Raw genomic sequence first — 20966 nt, 5'->3', positions numbered from 1 at the left:
AACTGATATGTCAACATTTTGGAATCGGCTCGACGGCGACCTAAAGACGACGACCGGCTCAAACGGACGTCCTAATGTGAAGTGCTCAGCAGACACCGTTTGAATCAGCCGGTCATACCATAGCCAGGGGTATTCCCAGTCGGTCAGACCCGATAGTTTCCGCCGTCACGGTCCAGCAGCCGCAGCAATGCCGTCCATTCGCGGTCGAGATGAACCGTGCCCAGGTACGCATAGTCGTCATGCTGCTTGGCTGCGTGCTCGCATACTTCCGGCGACGGGATAACGACTTTCTGGCCAGCCGAGAGTGTTGCGACCTGAATCTCGCAGGCCTTGTTGAGATAGTACATACGCGTGAACGCCTCAGCGACCGAGCGGCCCGTGGTGAGCAGTCCGTGATTGCGCAGAATGAGGTAGTCCTTCTTCCCAATCGACTTCACGATGCGTTCGCGCTCATCGAGTTCGAGCGAGATACCCTCGTACTCGTGGTACGCGACACGGTTATAAAATTGCATGCTGATTTGGTTCAAAGGTAGAAGCCCGCACTCCATTGCCGCTACAGCCATACCGTAGGTAGTATGAAGGTGGACGACGCACTCGACGTCGTGCCGCGCTTGGTGCAGCGCGCTGTGGATGGTGAAGCCTGCCGCATTTACCTCGAAGCGGTCATCGCCAATCGGATTGCCACTCACATCGATTTTCACCAGCGACGACGCGGTAATCTCGTCGAAGAACCAGCCGTGCGGATTGATGAGAAACTGGTCGTCGGTTCCTGGAACTCGCGCGGAAATATGTGTGTAAATCAGGTCCGTGAGCTGGAACTTCGCCGCAAGTCGATATGCGGCGGCCAGTTGTACGCGGGTTTCCCACTCTGCCTGCGATATGTTGCGCGGCTTTCGATTGATGTGCGGGTCGGTAGTGGAAATCATTTTTCGAGGTTCTCCGTGTTTGGGACTCGACGATTCACAAGTGTGCGCTGAGCGGTCGTCGAGGGTTATGAGTAGACGACTTGCTATCAGAGCGATGCAACAAGAGCAGGAACGAGTTCAAACAGGTCACCAACGACCCCGAAGTCCGCCACACCAAAGATAGGCGCCTCTGGGTCCTTGTTGATTGCAACGATGACCTTGCTGTCCTTCATACCGGCCAGATGTTGAATCGCCCCAGATATACCGACTGCCACGTACAATTGAGGGGCGACAATCTTTCCGGTCTGGCCTACCTGGTAGTCGTTCGGTACATAGCCAGCATCGACCGCCGCGCGCGACGCACCAAGGGCGGCGCCAAGCTTGTCGGCGAGAGGCTCGAGAAGCTTCGTATAATTCTCTGCGGTTCCAAGCCCCCGCCCGCCTGAGACGACAATCTTGGCGCTCGTCAGCTCTGGTCGGTCCAGCTTCGTGATTTCGCGGCGTATAAATTGCGAGACTTCCGCATCCGCCGCGGCCTCAATTCTCTCGACAGAAGCATTGCCGCCTTCTGCTGAGACTGGGTCAAAACCGGTCGCGCGCACAGTGACGACTTTGATGCGGTCGCTCGACTGCACTGTTGCAATCGCATTGCCTGCGTAGATTGGGCGCTCGAACGTATCGGCACTGCCGACGGCCGTAATGTCGCTAATCTGTGCGACGTCCAGATGCGCCGCAATGCGCGGTGCGATGTTCTTGCCGTAGGCCGTCGCCGGTGCGAATAGGTGCGAATAATCATTAACGATGTTCAACGCTGTGCGTTCGACATTCTCGGCGAGGCCATCTGCAAGCTGAGGCGCATCAGCCAGCAGCACTTTAGACACAGCCCCTATCTTCGAAGCAGCCTCTGCCGCGCCTTGCGCGTTCGAGCCAGCCACCAGAACATGAATCTCACCGCCTACCTGCGCAGCGGCCGCAATCGTATTCAACGTCGCGGGTTTAATCGACACGTTGTCGTGCTCCGCAATAACCAGAATTGTCATCTCGCGCATCTCCTTACAGCACTTTCGCTTGGGTCTTGAGCTTTTCGACAAGCGTCTTTACGTCAGGCACGATAATGCCGGTGCTACGCTTGGGCGGCTCGCAGACCTTCAATGTCTTCAGACGCGGCGCGACATCGACGCCGAGGTCAGTGGGCTTGATGGTTGTGAGGATTTTCTTCTTCGCCTTCATGATGCTGGGAAGCGTCACATACCGCGGCTCGTTCAAACGGAGGTCGGTTGTGACCACGGCGGGCAATTTGAGCGACAGGGTTTCAGAACCTCCGTCAACTTCGCGTGCAACCGTGACGCGGCCGTCGGCTACCGTCACCTTCGATGCGAATGTCGCCTGAGGCAGTCCAGTCAGCGCAGCAAGCATCTGACCTGTCTGGTTGGAGTCATCGTCGATGGCCTGCTTGCCGAGGATAATCAGGCCCGGCTTTTCCTGGTCAACAAGCGCTTTGAGAATCTTGGCAACCGCCAGCGGCTGCAAATCCTCAGTAGACTCGACCAGAATCCCGCGGTCCGCACCGATAGCCAATGCGGTACGCAGCGTTTCCTGGCACTGCGGCACCCCACAAGAGACCACGATTACCTCTGAGGCAATTCCTGCTTCCTTCAAGCGAACCGCCTCTTCGACGGCGATTTCACAAAAGGGGTTCATCGCCATCTTCACATTGGCGATGTCCACAGCGGTGCAATCCGACTTCACGCGGACCTTAACGTTGTAATCGACAACGCGCTTCACCGGTATAAGTACCTTCATCGTCTTTCCCTTGATATGTGTCTCACAAGCTGGCCAGGCGGGGTTGCGCGCAGCTTCAACGTCTGCGTGTTGCGCTCAGCTGATAGCTCGGTGCAGGTGGTCCAACCGGGTCCTTGCTGAGCTTTCGCGCTCAATGAGCACGCAAATCCGACCGCCACCAATCACTTCGTCGGCTCCGGAGCGGGTGGCAACCGTACGGCCTCATTTTTCGTCCAAAAAACAAAAAAATCCAGATTTTTCTGAAATTTCTTCGCGATTTCCTGGCCCTCCCTCCGGCGCCTATCCAGCGCCACCGGGTCAACCAATATCGGCGTTAGTCCTTATAAAACAGCGCTTTACAAGCCAATGCCGTTGATGAAGAATGCTGTCAAACGGCGAAAAAATTTTATCCGCTTGACTTCAGATTACGACGTCACTCATCATATGTCAACGAACAAAACCAAGGCCTCCGGCGACTTGAAGGCGCGGGGCTGGACGAAGACTGATATATCAACCGGGCGCCGCACCGCCCTCAGCAAAAATGTTCGTCTGTTATCGGGAATCCGCGTTGAGCAGTCGCTCGGCGCATGTCATGGTTTACAAGGAGAGTCATGGTGGCCAGTCACGACAAAGCACGAGTTGGTGTCGACATCGGTGGGACCTTCACCGATGTCGCGCTTGAACTTGGTGGAAGCCTCTTTTCCACGAAGGTGCTGACGGATTACGAGGCGCCCGAGCGCGCCATCATCAAAGGCATCAGCGTCGTTGCAGAGAAGGCCGGCATCGAGCTTGAGGACATTGGGGTCATCATCCACGGGACGACGCTTGCAACGAACGCGCTCATCGAGCGACGCGGCGCAAAGACTGCCTTCATCACCACCGAAGGCTTCCGAGATACCATCGAGATGAGGACCGAGAATCGGTTCGAGCAGTACGACCTGAACATCAAGCTGCCGCCGCCGCTCATAGAGCGCGCTGACCGCTTTACGCTCAGCGAGCGCATTGATGCGCAAGGCGGCGTGCTGCTCGCACCCACCGACGCGCAGATTCAGCTCATCGTCGAGCGCATCGAGAAGGGCGGGTTCGAAAGTGTCGCCATTGGCTTCATTCACGCCTATGTCAACGGTGCGCATGAGCGTCTGATGCGTGATGCAATCCTGAAGAGACTGCCGAACGTTTCGGTGTCCATCTCGAGCGAGGTGTCGCCCCAGATTCGCGAATTCGAGCGATTCAATACGGTCTGCGCAAACGCGTATGTTCGGCCCGTCATGAAGTCGTATCTGGACCGCCTTTTGGGCAAGGTTCGGGAAGCAGGAGCCGTTTGCCCCATTTTCATCATCCATTCTGGCGGCGGAATCGTTTCGGTCGAGAGCGCTTCCGAATTTCCTGTACGCCTGGTCGAGTCGGGCCCGGCGGGCGGTGCAATCTTCGCCGCGCACATCGCGGCCCGCTATGACCTCAACACGGTGCTGTCCTTCGACATGGGTGGCACGACCGCCAAAATCTGTCTCATTGACGACCTGACGCCCAAGACTGCCAACACATTCGAAGTCGCCCGCACCTATCGCTTCAAGAAAGGTAGCGGCATGCCCATCTCCATTCCGGTCGTCGAGATGGTCGAAATTGGTGCAGGCGGCGGCTCTATTGCGTCGCTCGACGTGATGCGCCAGATTCGCGTCGGCCCCCACAGCGCTGCATCGGAGCCGGGCCCCGCCTGTTATCAACGCGGGGGTACTCAGCCAACCGTCACGGACGCAGATTTGCTCCTGGGTCGCCTGGACCCGGCGAACTTCGCGGGCGGCTCCATTCCGCTATCGACGGACAACGCGGCGAGCGCAATGGTGTTAGAAGTCGGTGGCCCCATCAGCCTCAGCGCGGAAGAGACCGCATATGGCGTAGCCGAAGTCGTTGACGAGAACATGAGTAACGCCGCGCGGGTTCATGCAGTCGAAAGTGGAAAGGACATCGGCGATTACACGATGATTACCTTCGGCGGAGCGGGCCCGCTACACGCCGCGCGTCTCTGCGAAAAGAGCGGCATCAAAAAGTTTATCGTCCCGCCGGGCGCCGGAGTCGGCTCGGCTATCGGGTTCTTGCGCGCGCCCTTCGGATACGAAAGTGTTCGCAGCGTCAGCATGCGGTTCGCCAAGTTTGATGCCGAGGCGCTCAACGAAATCGTCGAGCAACTCACCGAGGAGAGCGTTCACTTCGCTCGGCAAGGTTCGGGCGACGCAGAGCCCATCGTCGAAATCAAGGCTTTCATGCGTTACGTCGGACAAGGCTGGGAGATTCCCGTCGCGCTTCCGCGTCGGCGCTTCACTGGTGATGACCGCAAAAACTTCGCCGAAACTTTCACGATGGCGTACACCCAGTTCTTCGGCCGCCCCATCGACGGGCTGGACATTGAAATTGTCAGTTGGGCGGTCAAAGCAAGCTCGCCCCTGCCCCCGGTCGAACGCCTCAAAATGGTGACTTCACGCGACGCGGCAAAAGTGAGTACGACGCGCAAAATTTTCGACGCCGCATTGAGCAGGTTCGTGGACGCTGCCATCGTTGAGCGTGGCAGCTTGAAAGTGGGCGAGACCGTGAGCGGCCCCGCCATCATTGTCGAGCCGGAAACGTCCACCCTCGTCACGTCATCGTTCAATGCGACGGTCCAACCCGACGGATGCCTTCTCGCGGTTTCGAAAGCACTGAACGCAGCAACTGCAAATCAGGAGTAACAGAATGTCACTCAGCAACCTTGACACCATCCACATGCAGGTCATGTGGAATCGTCTGATTTCCGTAGTCGAAGAACAGGCGATGGCCCTGATTCGTACCGCGTTCAGCACGAGCGTGCGTGAAGCGGGCGACTTGTCTGCGGGTATCTTCGACAAGCAAGGCCGTATGCTGGCCCAGGCTGTCACAGGCACACCCGGTCACGTGAATACGATGGCCGAAGCGGTCGAACACTTCATGAAGGACATCGGCGTCGAACGCATGTACGAGGGCGATGTGTACCTGACCAACGACCCCTGGAAAGGTACCGGCCACCTTCACGACTTCACTGTCGTGTCGCCATCGTTTCACAATGGCGAGCTGATTGGCTACTTTGCCAGTACCGCCCACGTGGTCGACATCGGCGGCCGAGGCTTTGGCCCGGACTCGCGCGAAGTGTACGAAGAAGGCCTCTTTGTGCCAATTATGAAGTTGATTGAGCGAGGCGAAGTCAATCGCGACCTGGTCAATATCCTTCGCCACAACGTTCGTGAAGCCGACAAGGTCATAGGCGACCTGTACGCCCTGGCCTCCTGTAACGAGACCGGTCACAAGCGTCTCATCGAGATGCTCAAGGAGTTCGACCTGAAGGACATCGAAGGCATCGGCGAATTTATTCTCGCGCGCAGTCGCGAAGCCACCCTCGAGCGCATCGCGGCACTGCCGAAGCAGACGCAGACAAACGAAATGACGCTGGATGGCTACGACACGCCGGTGAAGCTCAACGTTACGCTGACCATCGCAGACGACCACCTCCTCGCGGACTTTGCCGGTTCGTCGCCCGCGAGTCCTTTCGGCATCAACGTTCCGCTTCTCTATGCGAAGGCCTATGCCGGTTACGGCCTGAAATGCATCATCGCACCGGAAGTTCCCAACAATGCAGCCTCGCTGGAGCCCTTCCGCGTCCAGGCTCCGGAAGGTTGCATCCTGAATGCGCAGCACCCAAGTCCAGTGGCTGTTCGTCACGTTCTCGGGCACTTCGTTCCTGACCTGGTATTGGGCGCACTTCACAAGGTCGTTCCGAACCGCGCCCCTGCCGAAGGCTCTGGTGCCCTATGGAACCTCCATGTCAGCGCGCGTCCAGTGCGCGAAGACTCGGGGCTCAAGGGCAGCGAAATTCTGATGTTTAACAGCGGTGGCACTGGCGCCCGACCGGAACTGGATGGCTTGTCCGCAACGGCATTCCCGAGTGGCGTGCACGCGATGTCGGTCGAAGCGACCGAACAAGTTGGCCCGATTGTCGTGTGGCGAAAGGAGATGCGTTCGGGTTCGGGGGGTGCTGGTGAACATCGCGGCGGCCTCGGTCAAATCGTCGAAATCGGCCCGCGCGAAGGCTATCAGTTCCGCTTCAACGCGATGTTTGACCGCATCGACCACCCCGCTCGGGGACAGTCTGGTGGCCAACCGGGCCAAGCCGGAGCAGTCACGCTGTCTGACGGCACCAAGATGCGAGGCAAAGGTACGCAAGCGGTCGGCGAGCATGAGCGCGTGACACTTTCCCTGCCGGGCGGCGGCGGAGTCGGCTCACCTCAACAACGCTCGAAAGAGGCGTTGCTTCGTGACATCCGCAACGAATACATCTCCGAGGCGCAGCTTCGCGCGGACTATGGCTTGTCGTTGGACGAGCTCAACGCAGCCGCGGGTAGATAAGGAGAAACAGATGACAGCAATCAGCAAGCTTCCGTTCGAGAATATTCTCATTACCGGTGCCGCTGGCGCGCTGGGCACGGTGCTTCGTGAAGCACTGCGCCCCTATGCAAACAAGCTTACCCTGAGTGACCGCGCCTCGATGGGCGCGCAGCGCGAAAACGAGGCTCTTCACGAATGCGACCTCGCGAATTCCGATGCGGTCTTCGAAATGATGAAGGGCGTCGATATGGTGATTCACCTCGGGGGCGCCCCCCGGGAGAACACCTTCCAGGTCATCCTGGATTCGAACATCGTTGGCAGCTATAACGTCTATGAAGCCGCGCGCCAGTCCGGCGTCAAGCGCGTCGTCTACGCCAGTTCCGTCCACGCCATTGGCTTCTACGAGTCGGCGCAGACCATCGATGCGAATGTGCCCCAACGTCCGGACAGCCTTTATGGTGTAAGCAAAACGTTCGTCGAGAATCTGTCGCGCTACTACTACGACAAGTTTGGTCTCGAGTCGGTGTGCGTACGCATCGGTTCCTGCTTTCCTAAGCCCGTGGACCGTCGCATGCTCGCCACGTGGCTCTCGTATGACGATTTCGCGCGTCTTTGCATTCGCGCGTTGATGACACCAAGCGTTGGTCACATGATTGTGTACGGCAATTCGAACAACAGCGCGAACTTCTGGGACAACACAGAGGCAGCGTATCTCGGATACCGTCCGCAGGATTCAGCTGACGAGTTTGCTGCGGAAGTCTACGCGAATACGCCTTTGCCGGACCCGAAGCATCCCGCCGTCAAGTATCAAGGCGGTCAATTCGCGGCAGATGGCCACTACGAAGACCCGAAAGCCAACTAGGCGGCTCGGACCTAAACGTCTTTCCTGGACAGCATCAAGATGGCACAGCAAGCAGAAAAGTCCCACTATGACGTCGTCATAGTGGGCGGCGCAGTGGTCGGAAGCGCGACCGCGTACTTCCTCGCGAAGAACCCGGATTTTTCGGGTTCAGTCCTCGTCGTGGAGCGTGACTGGTCGTACGCCCAATCGGCAACAGCACTTTCGAGCGCCTCGATTCGGCATCAGTTTTCCAACCCGCTGAATATCAAGATTTCCCAGTTCGGCACAGAGTTCATCCGCAACTTCCATGAACTCGTCTCGGTCGACGGAGATGCACCTGAACTTGGTTTCAAGGAAAACGGGTACCTGTACCTGGGCGATGTGACGGGTGCGCCAATGTTTGAGCGCAACTATGAGACCCAACGCGCGAATGGCGCAGATGTCGTGCTGCTCGACCCGCGGAAGCTCGCTTCGCGCTTCCCCTGGCTTAACACCCATGGGCTGGTCAACGGTGTGTACGGGCAAACAGGCGAAGGCTGGTTCGACAGCTACGGCCTGCTCCAGGGCATGCGGAAGAAGGCACGCTCGTTGGGGGTTGAATACATCGAAAACGAAGTCATCGACATTCGACGCGAAGGCTCCAAGGTTACCGGCGTCGTCCTGAAGAGCGGCGAAGAGATTGGCTGCGGCGTTCTGGTCAATGCTGCAGGTACCCGCGGTCCCGCAGTGGCTCGCAAAGCCGGTCTCGAAATTCCCGTCGAGCCGCGGAAGCGATGTCTCTTCGTGTTCGACTGTCGCACTCCGCTCGAAGGCATCGTCCCGCTCACCATCGATACTACGGGCATTTTCTTCCGCCCGGAAGGCAAGTATTACCTCACCGGCTGCTACCCGGAGCCAGACCCCCTTGCCGATGTGGACGACTTCGACGTCATCCATTCGGAGTTCGAGGAAGTGATTTGGCCGGCGCTCGCTGAGCGCGTACCCGCTTTCGAGGCGATTAAGGTCGTGAGCTCATGGGCAGGACACTACGATTTCTGCATGCTGGACCACAACGCAGTCGTGGGCCCCCACGACGAAGTGACGAACTTTATGTTTGCCAACGGCTTCAGTGGCCATGGATTGCAGCAGTCTCCCGCTGTCGGCCGAGGCCTGAGTGAGCTGATTACCTACGGTCAATATCGGTCTCTCGACCTCACGCCTCTCGGATATCAGCGTGTGGTCGAAAACAAGCCCTTCCTTGAGGAAGGGGTCATCTAAACGGTCATAAGCGTCGCCCCCCTCCCCTTAAACAATGAAAGCTATCCAGTATCGAAACGCGTTGGTAACCGGTGCGTCTAGCGGCATTGGACGGGCCATCGCAAAGCGGCTCGTCGAGGACGGTCTGCATGTCTACGCCGTTGGGCGCGATGCAGGCGCACTCGACGAACTCGCAGCGGGAGGTGGCGTCACGCCCATTCCGCTCGACCTACGAGACCCCACTCCGTTACGGGAAGTCTTCGCCCGTACGGAGGTCGACGTCGTCGTGAACAACGCCGGCCTGTTGCCTGCTGTCAAGAAGTTCGATGCGTGTTCCACTGACGACATCGACAGCATGATTGATATCAATCTTCGCGCTCCGCTTCGTCTGGCCCATATGGCACTCGAAGGAATGATGCAGCGCAAGCGTGGACATCTCTTTTTCGTCGGGTCAAGCGCCGGACGATTTCCACATCCCAACACCGCGGTTTACGGTGCAACGAAGGCCGCAATCAGTATGTTCTGCGACTCCTTGCGCTGTGACTTGCTGGGCAGTCGCGTACGCGTAACCGAGATTGCTCCCGGCCGCGTTCAGACGAGTCTCTACCGCACCGCCCTCGGTGAACAGGTAGCCAGCGAAAAGCTGTATGACGGCTATCGCTCGATTCAACCGGAAGACATCGCGGAACTCATCTCGACGGCTCTTAGACTTCCGGACTCGGTGGACGTCTCAAGGCTTGAGGTATTTCCAACTGACCAGGCACCGGGCGGTTCTCAGATTGTCGCCGTAGAGGCGTAACCAGGTCATTTTGAGAGGTTAACTGGATGAAGAATCAGAGAGTGGTTATCGTAGGCGGCGCGACAGGGCTCGGCTTGACCATTGCCAAGCTGATGCTAGCGGACGGAGCCGAGCACATTGCGTTGATTGATAAAAATGGAGCACTGCTGACGGAAACTGTCGGCAACCTCAAGGCTCAAGGCCACAACGTGACTGGAGTCGAAGGTGACATTACGCGTCGTGAGACCGCTCACGCGGCCTTCGCGCAGGCACTGGATAGACTCGGACGGGTCGACTGTCTCATCAACAGCGCCGCCATCTATCCGCGCAAGCCGATACTCGAAATTTCCGACGACGATTGGGACATCGAGAACGCGGTCAATATCAAGGGCACTTACCATATGACCGTTGCGGCGATTTTGCATATGCGTAGCCGTCAGAAGGTTGAACCGCATATTGCTGGACGTATCGTCAATATCACATCCGTGGATGCCTTCAAGGCACATCCGCAGAACGCGCACTATGCGGCAACAAAAGCCGCCGTTGTCAGTTTGACCAAGTCCTTTGCTCAGGAAGTGGCCAAGGACGGGATTCTCGTCAATTCGGTTGCGCCTGCCGGATTTGCAACGGAGAAGGCAAAGGCGGCAGGCTTCCTCGGTGAACTTGCCGCCGCAAATCCGCTTGGTCGCGCGGCAGAGCCAGAGGAAATGGCTCAGTGGGTAGTCATGATGGCCAGTGCTCGGAACACCTATGCGACCGGCGAGAACGTTATCGTGAGCGGGGGCTACATCTACGCCTGATGCTGCTCGGACACATGCGCGCAGTCGCAGCGGGCGACTGTCGCCTCACTGTGATAATGTCGTAATATGTCATACGGCGCAGGTCTGACGGCCTGCGCCCCCGCGGCACACATTCGAAGGTCGCGGTGCAAATTGTCCGGTGTGAGGCACTCGTAATGACTTTGGACGCGGAAACATTACTCAAGAATGCGGCAAGCTCTGGAAAACGCCGGAGTCTGACTGAACTAGTCATCCAGGCCTTGAATGACAGAATCGAGCGGGGCGACTACCCTCCCGGCTCCAAGATGCCGACTGAACCAGAACTGTGCACAGAGTTCGGCGTGAGCCGCACTGTCATCCGGGAGGCCGTCGCATCGCTCAAGCTCGGTCGGAAACTCATCGCGAGACACGGAATCGGCGTCTTCGTTGCGGACGCGCCTGGACAATCTGATGGCTCCAGCTTCATCGACTCCACAACGTTGAACAACTCGATGCATGTGTTGGAGTTGCGCAGCGGTGTGGAAACAGAGTGTGCTGCCTATGCGGCCCAGCGACGGTCCGAAGCGCATCTGCGCGCGCTCAAGGAGGTCTACGCACGTATGGAGATAGTCGCGGTCGACGATGACGCCGAGTGCGCACGCGCTGACTTCGAGTTCCACCTAGCCGTTGCAACGTGCTCGGAAAATCCGCATTTTTCCTCTATTCTCAGGTCGCTCGGACAAGAAATCATCATCGACCTTCGCCTGAAGCACGGTAAAGCGAGTACGAAGGAGCGCAAGACCTACATCCGACGTATTCAGCGCGAACACGGGGACATTCTCGATGCCATCGAACGCCAGGATGTGAGCGGCGCTCGCCGGGCAATGAGAAAGCATCTCAACGAAAGCCTGGACCGCTACCACAACCTCACAAGCACCCGCGAAGCGCCTTGACCGACCTCAACACCGAAGCGCCAAATATATTCGCACCACCAAAGAGCGCAGCCATTTTAGCTGCGCTTTTTCGCTTTCAGTTGTTCGGCTGGTCTCCTCGCATCGGCCCTCCTGTCCGGTCTCTGCACGCGAGCAACGCGATGACGCCAATGGCTGCTGCAGCAATCAGATAGTAGGCCGGTATCAGGCGGTTTCCAGTTACTTGAATCAGCCAGGAGTTAATCATCGGAGCCGTTCCCGCGAATAAGGCCACGGACACGTTGTAGCTAATCGCCATCCCGGTAAAACGCACCCCTGTATTAAACAGGGAGGGAATCTTCGAGTAGATACACGACAGCAGCGCGGCAAGGCAAAAATTCAATCCCAGCAACGCCAGCAATCGCACAAGCTCATTGTCGACCGTCAGTATATTGAAGCAAGGAACAGCGAGCACCATCAGGGCGACGCTGCCCGAGAGCATCATCGCCTTGCGCCCGGTTCGGTCAGCCACCCATGCCAGAATCGGAATTGTGACAATGAGAAAGCCCTGCGAAACCAGTGCGATTGTAAATCCGGTGGCCGCCGTGAGCTTTAACGTACTGACCAAATAGGTCGGAATGTACGTCACCACGATGAACAACGTCACGTTCGTGACAATGATGATGCCGCTTGATTGCAGCAGCGCCGCCGAATGCGTCGAGACAAGTTCGCGGAAGCCGCCTTTTCGATGAGCCGCCTTGAACGCGGGCGTCTCGTCGAGGCGATAGCGAATGTAAAGTCCAACCGCGCCCAAGGGCAACGCAAGAAGGAACGGCAGGCGCCACGCCCATGCGTCAATCTGCTCCGGGCTGAATACGTGCGCAAGCACTGCGGCCACCAGAGCTCCAAAGCAAAAGCCACTCATACACCCGACTTCAATCCAGCTCGTGATGAGCGTACGGTTCCTGTCGGCGCAGTATTCAGCCACAAAGATAGCCGCCCCGCTCGCCTCGCCTCCGGCGGAGGCCCCCTGGAGCAACCTCAAGAACAGCAACAGAAGCGGGGACGCGACGCCAATCGTCCGATAGTCGGGAACCAGGCCGATGCCAAACGTGGCGAACGCCATCAGGATGATGGTTACGGTGAGAACGCTCTTTCGCCCGTATTTGTCGCCAATGGGCCCGAATATCACACCACCGAACGGACGCGCGAAGAAAGCAATGGCGAACGCAGCCAGCGACGCGATGAGTTGCGTGCCGGGCTCGCTCGCGGGGAAGAAGACCCTCCCCATGACCGCTGCCAGATAACCGTAGACCGAGAACTCAAACCATTCTACGAAGCTTCCTACGACAGATGCCAAGACGACCCGTCGGAGCTCATCCTTCCCAACCAGTCGCTGGGTGCTCGAGATGCTCGAACAGTGCACTCCTTTGAAAATCATCTAGCGGGCCTCCCACCGCCGCCCCATGGGGCGGCGGGGTAAAGTGAGTCTGCACGGAATCACTTAACCAGAAGGAGGCTGAAGTGAAATATAGCGGAATTGACCTGCATTCGAACAACAGCGTGGTGACCGTGATCGATGAAACGGACAGAGTGCTCGCCGAGAAGCGTCTGCCCAATGACCTGACGAAGATTCTGGCCTTGCTCGCGCCTTGGCAAGCGGAGCTGGCGGGCGTCGTGGTCGAATCGACCTTCAACTGGTACTGGCTCGTCGACGGCCTCCAGGCGGCGGGCTTCACGGTGCAGCTCGCGCACACTACCGCAATCAAGAAATACGACGGACTCAAGCACAGCGGAGATGAGACCGATGCGCGTTTCCTCGCTCACCTGCTGCGATTGGGAATTCTCCCCACGGGCACCGTCTTGCCGGCACAGCACCGCGCCGTGCGCGATCTGGCCAGGAAACGCATGCAACTGGTACGCAGCCGAACCAGCCACATCCTTGCGGTTGAGAACATTACAGCGCGTCAATACGGCAACCGGATCACGAGTAATCAGGTCAAGCGACTGGACGAACAAGCCATCAATCAAATGCACCTGCCAGACGACGTGGCACTTGCAGTTCGGGCAAACGTCGCGGTCGTCACAACGCTCTCCTCACAGATTGACGTCGTGGAAAAGCGTCTTAATGAAAAAGTTGCACCGAACCCTGACTACGCATTGCTGACCACCGTGCCCGGTATCGGCCAGATTCTGGCAACTGTGATCCTGCTGGAATCCGGGACCATCGAACGTTTCGCCAGCCCCGGCAACTTCGCCTCCTACGCGCGGTGCGTGGACAGCCAGCGCATGAGCAACGGAAAGAAGAAAGGCGAAGGCAATACGAAGAATGGGAATCCGTACCTGTCCTGGGCGTTCGTCGAGGCAGCCGGTTTCGCGCTGCGCTATTGCGACCCGGCAAGGCGATTCTACGAGCGCAAGAAGGCCCGAACTAATCCGGTTGTGGCACGCAAGGCCCTGGCACACAAGCTGGCCCGCGCATGTTTCCATATCCTAAAGGAGCACAAACCATTTGATGTGACGCGCTGCTTCACATAGTTCTGATGACGGCGGCCGGCAAGCCCTGCCGACCCATTGGTGCTACAACCTAGTCACTTGAATGGGATGTCGTGCCGCCGTCCCCGATGAGCACTCAAAGCGGATCGCCCGCAATGCGAACCAGCCACCGATTGGTCCCTCCGCGTTTGGGGGTAGCCCGTGCACTTGTGCAACCACATGGGCGCATTGCGGTACCAACGTTCTTCTGGGGCGGCATGCCCGCCAGGGCGAGGGGCAGCTTGCATCGCCACTCGCTTGATCCTCATGGGTGTGTGGCATCCCTCGCAGCCACGATTTGAAGAAACGGGCGCGCTCAGCTGCTGCCATCGGCATTCGGAAATTGCAACTGGCCGCTAGCGCAGCCATGTTGTCGGCTGCTCGCTTGACATTGGCCCGCTAATGGGTGTGGGCCGAGCGAGAGGTGTTCGGGGCGATGCCGCTGACGCTTGCTGGAGTTTCCATAGGGGGCTTTTGACAGCGCTATATGCACGAATGCACATGGGGGAGCTCGCGAAGAATGACATCCAGCCGAGCATCGGGGCGGAAAATGTGGGCACTCGTCAAACCTGGATGCGTCCGCACGATTCGAGACGCATCCGGTTGTCCTGCTACTTGAGCGGCTTACTTGGTGATGGGGTCAACCTTGTCGCCCACCGCGACCGCTTGTGGCACCCACTTACCGTCGACGACCTTATAGAAGGTTGCAGTCGGGTCTTTCATGTCTCCGTTGGGCAGGAACGCGATGCTTCCGGAGACACCTTCAAATGACACAGATTTGACGAACGGACCGTAGACTTTCGGGTCCGTGGAGTTCGCCTTAATCATTGCGTTGATGAGCACCCACGTTGCGTCGTACGCCGCAGGCGCATAGGCAACCACGCCTTCGTTGTACTTCTTCTTCATCTTCTCATCGAACTCGCGGCCAGTCTTCATTCTCGACAGGGGAATTCCATAGTCCCACGACGTCGCGCCTTCGGCGCTAGGGCCTGCCACCTTCAGGAACGTTTCGTTCTCGAAGCTGCCCCCGCCTGTTGATGTTCACGCAGAATTGACCCACTAAGGGGCGTAATTTTCATCGAATTTTGACCCACGTGATTGAATGTCCTGCTCAATCTTTGAGCAGGGGATACAGAGGTGATCACGGTGGGCATATTGGCCAAGATCAGGCGGATGTATTTCCGCGAGCAGGTCCCGCTGCGCGAGATTGCGAGGCGTACGGGCCTGTCCCGAAACACGGTGCGCAGCTGGCTGCGGCAGACCGATTCTGTCGAGCCGAAGTATCCAAAGCGCGTCAGTCCGAGCGTTGTTGACGAGTGGGCCGCACAGCTGACGGGCTGGCTGCGGGCGGACAGTCATCGCCCGAAGCGCGACCGGCGCACCGCGCGATTCATGTTCGAGGCGATCCGCGGCGAGGGTTACGCGGGCAGCTACGGCCGCGTCAGCGCGTTCGTGAGGCGCTGGCATGAGGAACAGGCCGAAGCGCCGCGCAGAAAGGCCTACGTGCCGCTCGCCTTCGAGCCCGGCGAAGCCTTCCAGTTCGACTGGAGCTGCGAATACGCCTTCATCGGCGGGCTGCGGCGGCGCCTCGAGGTTGCCCACGTCAAACTCAACGCCAGCCGCGCGTTCTGGCTCGTCGCCTATCCCACCCAGAGTCACGAGATGCTGTTCGACGCGCACGCCCGCGCATTCGCCGCATTCGGCGGTGTGCCCAGGCGCGGCATCTACGACAACATGAAGACCGCCGTGGACAAGGTTGGCCGCGGCAAGGAGCGCGCGGTCAACGCACGCTTCGAAGCGATGTGCAGCCACTATCTGTTCGAGCCAGAGTTCTGCAACCGGGCGGCAGGCTGGGAGAAAGGCATCGTCGAAAAGAATGTTCAGGACCGCCGACGGCAGATCTGGCACGAAGCGGCGCTACGGCGCTGGGAGACGCTGGAGATTCTGAACGAATGGGTCGCCGGCCAGTGTCGCGAAGCCTGGCACATGCGGCACCCGCAATGGCCCGAGCTGACAGTCGAGGACGTGTTGCAGGACGAGCGCACCCGGCTGATGCCCAACCCACGGCCGTTCGACGGCTACGTCGAGCAGACCCTGCGGGTTTCGTCGACCAGCCTGATCCACGTCCAGCGCAACCGCTACAGCGTGCCTACCGAGTACACGAACCAGCTGGTGAGCGTGCGCTGCTATCCGGCGTATCTCAGCGTCGTCGCCGACGCGCACGAGATCGCCCGCCACGAACGCAGCTTCGAGCGGCACATGACCTTTTACGACTGGCGACACTACATCACGCTGGTCGAGCGCAAACCCGGCGCACTGCGCAACGGTGCGCCCTTCATCACGATGCCGCAACCGCTGCAGCTATTGCAGCGGCACCTGCTCAAACACCCGGGCGGCGATCGCATCATGACGCAGGTGCTCGCCGCGGTGCGCGAACACGGACTCGATGCTGTGCTGCTCGCTGTGCAGGCTGCGCTGGATTCAGGGCGCCCCAGTGGGGAGCATGTCCTGAACGTGCTGAGCCGGCTGAAGGCGCCTGTCACGAGTGCCAGTCTCGCCACCACGAAACTCCAGCTCAAGGAAGAACCGGCGGCTGACGTGAATCGCTACGAGACGCTACGCGCCAACCCACCGGAGGATCGTCATGTCTAACGACATCATTGCCCAGCTCAAGGGCCTCAAACTGCACGGCATGGCGAGTACCTGGCCGGAGCTACTGGCACAGGCGCGTCACACTGACTTCGAGCCGGAGCGCTTCATGAAGCAGCTGTTGATGGCGGAAACCGCCGAACGGCAGGTCCGCTCGATCGCTTACCAGATGACCGCCGCACGCTTCCCGGCTCACCGCGACCTGAAAGGCTTCGACTTCGCACAGGCACAAGTTGATGAAGCGCTGATTCGTGAACTCAGCGAACTGTCGTTTCTCGCAAGCGCACACAACGTCGTGTTCATCGGCGGCCCCGGGCACGAGACATAATGCTCACCTCCCTATGTCATTGAAGATCAATGGATAATTGATTTGAGTTATCTGATTGCGGACGGTCCGCAGCTCGTCGCTCCAGATAATTGTCGACGTCCACCTGCTGGATGATCCATGGCGCACCCAGACAAGCCTGTGACGCCGGCAACCTCCCGACTCGAATCAGGCGGATGACGGTTGGCGCACTGATACCCAGCAGGGTGGCTACTTCTGTAACCGTCAGTTCGCGGCGCTCCTGCCGTTCGCCTTCGCGATATGCAGGGATTCGATGGTCCTTCCGCAGCGTGCAGATTCGCGCGGCGGTCCAGGTGTGGCCCTTCGCCGTCCGTTTGCCTAGTCGATTGATGACCGCCGCTACGCCTTGATCTGCCAACGTTCTCGCCAACGCGCGAACGATGTCTATCGTTGCGACATCGGTGGCCCAGCGATGCTCACCTGTGTGGTTCTTCTCGAACACGATCTCGGTGTGATCGCCTCCTTGCCAATGCACGAGTGCACGAATCGTGTCGTCCTGCTTTGTGGCAACGATCTCCTTGACGACCGTCCTAAGAATGCGTTTCTTGATCTCGACCGAACTGGCCGGGTGGTGCCATAGCCGGGGCAGGTCTTCACCGAGTCGCAGAAGTTCATCACGCGCGCCCGCACTCAGCGCCCTCGATGACTGTTCGCGCAGGAGGTCGAGTTCGGTCTGTATTTGCACCTGCGTCTTCAGCGTTTCATTCCACCGTCGCTCAAGTTCCGCCGCAACCAGCCGGTTCTCAGGATCAATCGCATCGTATTGCCGACGTGCTCGCGCAGCTTCATACCGCGCCTGTTCAAGTGCCAGCTCCTTGTGCCGCACGCGTTCGTCCTGCTCTGTTCGTGTACGTTCAATGGCCTCGAGTGATGCACGAATACCTAACGGTTGAAGTTGGCGCAAAACTTCTTCAGTAACGCGTTGATCAACACGAACCGCACCAAACGAAATGCAGCGAGGGCCACCATGATTGATCATGCTGCCCTGACAGTTGTACCGCGCGACGGTGCCTTTGGTGCCGGAATACGCAACGTGCAGCTTGCGCCCGCAGTGACCGCAACGAAGCAGTCCCGCCAGAAGCGAGCTCCCGCGCTTGACAGCGCCGCGGACCATGCTGCCCTTCATGTTCGCGTTATTGGTAATCAATTTGCGGTTCGCCTCGTACTCGTCCCAGCTAATGTAGCCCGCGTGGTGCTCGATGATCAAGGCCTGCCATTCCTCGCGCTGAAGGGGGTTGCCCGCAAACACTCGCTTGCGTCCGTTCACAATGCGAGCAATAGTCCGGGTCTTGCCAAACGCGTATGCGCCGCCATAAGTCGGATTCGTCAGGATGTGCAGAAGGGTGTTATAGACGGGAAGCTTCCATACAATGTGGCGACCGTCCGGGCCGTAGTTCACCGCGGGTAGCTCAATGCATTCCTGTCGAATCCATAGGAGGACCTGCCTGACGCTACCAAACTCGCGAAACTTCCGGAACGCCAGATCGAGCGCTTCCCGGACGCGGGTATCAGGATCCTTCTCGATACGATTTCCTTGTGCACGCACATAACCGATTGGCACCGACGTGAACAGTTCACCGCGTTTGGCTTTCTGATCAAGAGCCGCCTGTGAGCGTTGGCGAAACGTCGAAAGCTCCATCTCGGAAAGCGTGCCCTTCATGCCTAACAGGAGGCGATCGTTAGGCTGTCTCGGATCGTAAATTCCATCTTCGTCAATCAGCAGGCATCCTACAAGACGGCAGAATTCCAGAAGCGTGTGCCAGTCACGACCATTGCGCGCAAGACGCGAGGCTTCGATGCAGAATACGGCACCCACTTCGCCGCTGCACAGTGCCACCAATAGGCGCTCGAATCCGGGACGATGATTGCCAGAGCCGGAGCGACCCAGGTCGTCATCGATAACCGTCGCATCTGGCCAGCCAAGTCCGCGTGCGCGATCGGCAAGCCCGTATTGGCGCAACTGGCTCTCGCGATTGTGGTGGACCTGATCCAGCGTTGACTGACGGACGTACACGTATGCACGACGGGAAAGGTGTTCAGCGCCGATCTTGCTCATCACGCGCCTCCGCTTCGATGACGTCGATCAACGCGAACATCAGCAGCGCCAGTTGCGTCACCAGCTCGGCTTGCATCTCCTCTGATACTAACGCCTCCGGCACAGTTTCCTCGAACAGATCCTTCTGCCTCGTCATCTGGTTGCGCATCTTTGCCTCCCTCAGGTGTTACCGCCGCAAAGCACGATAACGCCGTGTCGACCAGGCGCAGAAGTTCGATCAGCACCGCATGAGGCAACTCCGGCTGGACGACGACAGACATGCGGGCAGCATCCTCGCCTGCCATCCACGGCGGAAGATGCGTCAGAGTGCCATCGGGCTGCCTGATAGTCAGATACGACTCGCCCCGGTAATTGTTCATCCCGATGACGGTTATCCGTTCACCGCAGCGAGGGTGAAACGGATAGCGGATGATCACATCATCGCAATGATGATGGGCAGTGTGTAGTGGGTTCGCCGGGCACTGGCAAGACGCACCTTGCCTCGGCAATCGGAATCGAGGCCGTACAGCGCCACGGCAAGCGTGTGCGTTACTTCTCAACTGTCGAGCTGACCAACGCCCTGGAGCAGGAGAAATCGGCGGGCAAACAAGGCCAGATCGCACACAAGCTGATGTACGTCGATCTGGTGATTCTCGATGAACTTGGCTATCTGCCGTTCAGCCAGACCGGTGGCGCATTGCTGTTCCACCTGCTGTCAAAGCTGTACGAGCATACGAGTGTCGCGATCACCACCAATCTCAGCTTCGGCGAGTGGGCAACGGTGTTCGGGGATGCAAAGATGACGACAGCGCTGCTGGACCGGGTTACGCATCATTGCCACATCGTCGAGACTGGCAACGAATCGTGGCGCTTCAGGACCAGTTCTGCCAAAGCGAAGGCAACGAGAAAAAGGGCAGCAAAACCGGCTGGAAACGAAGAGTTATCCACACCGGAATAGATGTACTACGCTGTCTCGAGGTGGGTCAAATTTAGATGAAAACGGTGGGTTAAGACTCCGTGAAAATCAACACGCCCAGCTCATCGACGGATCGAACTGCTCGGCAGTCCATGAACTCAAAGAGGTCAAATCGCCGACGCCTTTCGCATGTCCCACAATGTTGCCGAAACTGTGACGCTTAGTTCCGAGCATGCCGAGGCACCAGCGCGGCTTCGTTGCGAGGTTAATAAGGTTTGCAAGCGTAGGCTTCGGCGGTGCCGACAAACCATTTTTGATGTCCTTGTGGCGTTGCCCGATAATCTGTAAGTCCAGCGTGAGCATCAAAGCGCTACAGCGTGCTGCCCGGGCTCGTTCGATTAGCCGTGCGATGAAGTCTCGGTCACGCATCATATATAGCTGGAACCAGAACGGTTTGGTGGTACTCGCAGCCACGTCCTCAATTGAGCAGATACTCATCGTCGATAGAGTGAAAGGAACGCCGAATTTTTCTGCTGCGCGCGCGGCCAGAATCTCGCCGTCGGCATGTTGCATTCCGGTCAGCCCGGTCGGCGCGATTGCCACAGGCATCGCAACGTCTTGCCCAATCATCTGGGTACGTGTACTGCGGTCGGACATGTTGACTGCAACGCGCTGACGCAATTTGATGCGCTGAAAGTCGCTTTCATTTGCGCGATAGGTGCTCTCCGTCCACGATCCGCTGTCGACGTAGTCATAGAACATGCGCGGTACACGCCGCTCTGCGAGAATGCGCAAATCTTCAATACAGGTAATCGTGGACATGAACTTTCTCAAAGCGGCGATAGACAATGACGAACAGCTTCATGAAACCACTGGTCATTGCGC

At 58.4% G+C, this 20966-nt stretch carries 16 protein-coding genes and 3 pseudogenes; 11 read left to right on the top strand and 8 right to left on the bottom strand.

Annotated features, from left to right (window positions below):
* Positions 1-143: 143 nt before the first annotated feature.
* The 3 genes from L0U84_RS42910 to L0U84_RS42900 all read right to left on the bottom strand — a co-directional run bounded on the left by L0U84_RS42910 (position 144) and on the right by L0U84_RS42900 (position 2708).
* Positions 144-926 carry a class II aldolase/adducin family protein gene (locus tag L0U84_RS42910; protein ID WP_233860196.1) on the bottom strand — a complete coding sequence of 261 codons (783 nt, stop codon included), beginning with the start codon at positions 924-926 and terminating at the stop codon, positions 144-146.
* Between the two features lie 86 nt (positions 927-1012).
* Positions 1013-1945 (bottom strand): electron transfer flavoprotein subunit alpha/FixB family protein, encoded by a 933-nt coding sequence (locus tag L0U84_RS42905; RefSeq protein ID WP_233860195.1) that lies wholly within the window; start codon positions 1943-1945, stop codon positions 1013-1015.
* A 13-nt stretch (positions 1946-1958) separates the two neighbouring features.
* A complete protein-coding gene (locus tag L0U84_RS42900) occupies positions 1959-2708 on the bottom strand; it encodes an electron transfer flavoprotein subunit beta/FixA family protein (RefSeq protein WP_233860194.1) in 750 nt (249 codons plus the stop codon).
* Between the two features lie 590 nt (positions 2709-3298).
* On the opposite strand from L0U84_RS42900, the gene L0U84_RS42895 reads away from it, so the two are divergent.
* The 7 genes from L0U84_RS42895 to L0U84_RS42865 all read left to right on the top strand — a co-directional run bounded on the left by L0U84_RS42895 (position 3299) and on the right by L0U84_RS42865 (position 11642).
* Positions 3299-5410, top strand: coding sequence for a hydantoinase/oxoprolinase family protein (locus L0U84_RS42895; protein WP_233860191.1), 2112 nt, complete (start codon positions 3299-3301; stop codon positions 5408-5410).
* Positions 5411-5414: 4 nt separating this feature from the next.
* Positions 5415-7097: a hydantoinase B/oxoprolinase family protein gene (locus L0U84_RS42890; RefSeq protein WP_233860189.1), complete on the top strand. Its 1683-nt coding sequence runs from the start codon at positions 5415-5417 to the stop codon at positions 7095-7097.
* A 10-nt stretch (positions 7098-7107) separates the two neighbouring features.
* Positions 7108-7938 carry an NAD-dependent epimerase/dehydratase family protein gene (locus tag L0U84_RS42885; RefSeq protein ID WP_233860187.1) on the top strand — a complete coding sequence of 277 codons (831 nt, stop codon included), beginning with the start codon at positions 7108-7110 and terminating at the stop codon, positions 7936-7938.
* 39 nt (positions 7939-7977) lie between these two features.
* Positions 7978-9174, top strand: a complete 1197-nt coding sequence (locus L0U84_RS42880; RefSeq protein ID WP_233860185.1) for an NAD(P)/FAD-dependent oxidoreductase — start codon at positions 7978-7980, stop codon at positions 9172-9174.
* A 34-nt stretch (positions 9175-9208) separates the two neighbouring features.
* The gene (locus tag L0U84_RS42875; protein WP_233860183.1) at positions 9209-9952 is read left to right on the top strand and encodes an SDR family oxidoreductase; all 744 of its coding nucleotides are present in this window, start codon (positions 9209-9211) and stop codon (positions 9950-9952) included.
* 26 nt (positions 9953-9978) lie between these two features.
* A complete protein-coding gene (locus L0U84_RS42870; protein ID WP_233860181.1) occupies positions 9979-10731 on the top strand; it encodes an SDR family NAD(P)-dependent oxidoreductase in 753 nt (250 codons plus the stop codon).
* Positions 10732-10886: 155 nt separating this feature from the next.
* Positions 10887-11642 carry a FadR/GntR family transcriptional regulator gene (locus L0U84_RS42865; RefSeq protein WP_233860179.1) on the top strand — a complete coding sequence of 252 codons (756 nt, stop codon included), beginning with the start codon at positions 10887-10889 and terminating at the stop codon, positions 11640-11642.
* Between the two features lie 76 nt (positions 11643-11718).
* Here L0U84_RS42865 and L0U84_RS42860 read toward each other — a convergent pair whose 3' ends face one another.
* A complete protein-coding gene (locus tag L0U84_RS42860) occupies positions 11719-12960 on the bottom strand; it encodes an MFS transporter (RefSeq protein ID WP_233860177.1) in 1242 nt (413 codons plus the stop codon).
* Between the two features lie 164 nt (positions 12961-13124).
* Between L0U84_RS42860 and L0U84_RS42855 the strand changes: the two genes are divergently transcribed.
* On the top strand, positions 13125-14138 hold the full coding sequence (locus L0U84_RS42855) for an IS110 family transposase (RefSeq protein WP_233860175.1): 1014 nt from the start codon (positions 13125-13127) through the stop codon (positions 14136-14138).
* Between the two features lie 621 nt (positions 14139-14759).
* Here L0U84_RS42855 and L0U84_RS42850 read toward each other — a convergent pair.
* A complete protein-coding gene (locus tag L0U84_RS42850; protein ID WP_326491257.1) occupies positions 14760-15071 on the bottom strand; it encodes a hypothetical protein in 312 nt (103 codons plus the stop codon).
* A 237-nt stretch (positions 15072-15308) separates the two neighbouring features.
* Between L0U84_RS42850 and istA the strand changes: the two genes are divergently transcribed.
* Entirely contained in the window at positions 15309-16787 is a 1479-nt protein-coding gene (gene istA / locus L0U84_RS42845) for an IS21 family transposase (RefSeq protein ID WP_267939715.1), read from the top strand.
* Positions 16780-17100 (top strand): annotated as a pseudogene (locus L0U84_RS42840) (ATP-binding protein); the annotation flags it as partial. The gene istA and the pseudogene L0U84_RS42840, both read left to right, overlap by 8 nt.
* Positions 17101-17128: 28 nt before the next feature.
* Here L0U84_RS42840 and L0U84_RS42835 read toward each other — a convergent pair.
* Positions 17129-19186: a recombinase family protein gene (locus tag L0U84_RS42835; RefSeq protein WP_233845960.1), complete on the bottom strand. Its 2058-nt coding sequence runs from the start codon at positions 19184-19186 to the stop codon at positions 17129-17131.
* Positions 19167-19334, bottom strand: coding sequence for a hypothetical protein (locus L0U84_RS42830; protein ID WP_011493047.1), 168 nt, complete (start codon positions 19332-19334; stop codon positions 19167-19169). The genes L0U84_RS42835 and L0U84_RS42830 overlap by 20 nt, the downstream gene beginning before the upstream one ends.
* Before the next feature lie 294 nt (positions 19335-19628).
* Here L0U84_RS42830 and L0U84_RS42825 point away from each other — a divergent pair.
* A pseudogene (locus tag L0U84_RS42825) lies at positions 19629-20123 on the top strand (ATP-binding protein); the annotation flags it as partial.
* A gap of 75 nt (positions 20124-20198) precedes the next feature.
* Here L0U84_RS42825 and L0U84_RS42820 read toward each other — a convergent pair.
* A pseudogene (locus L0U84_RS42820) lies at positions 20199-20903 on the bottom strand (alpha-hydroxy acid oxidase); the annotation flags it as partial.
* Positions 20904-20966: the final 63 nt, after the last annotated feature.

The sequence above is a fragment of the Paraburkholderia sp. HD33-4 genome, from assembly GCF_021390635.1.
GTDB lineage: Bacteria > Pseudomonadota > Gammaproteobacteria > Burkholderiales > Burkholderiaceae > Paraburkholderia.
This window is presented reverse-complemented; position numbering and strand designations above follow the sequence as displayed.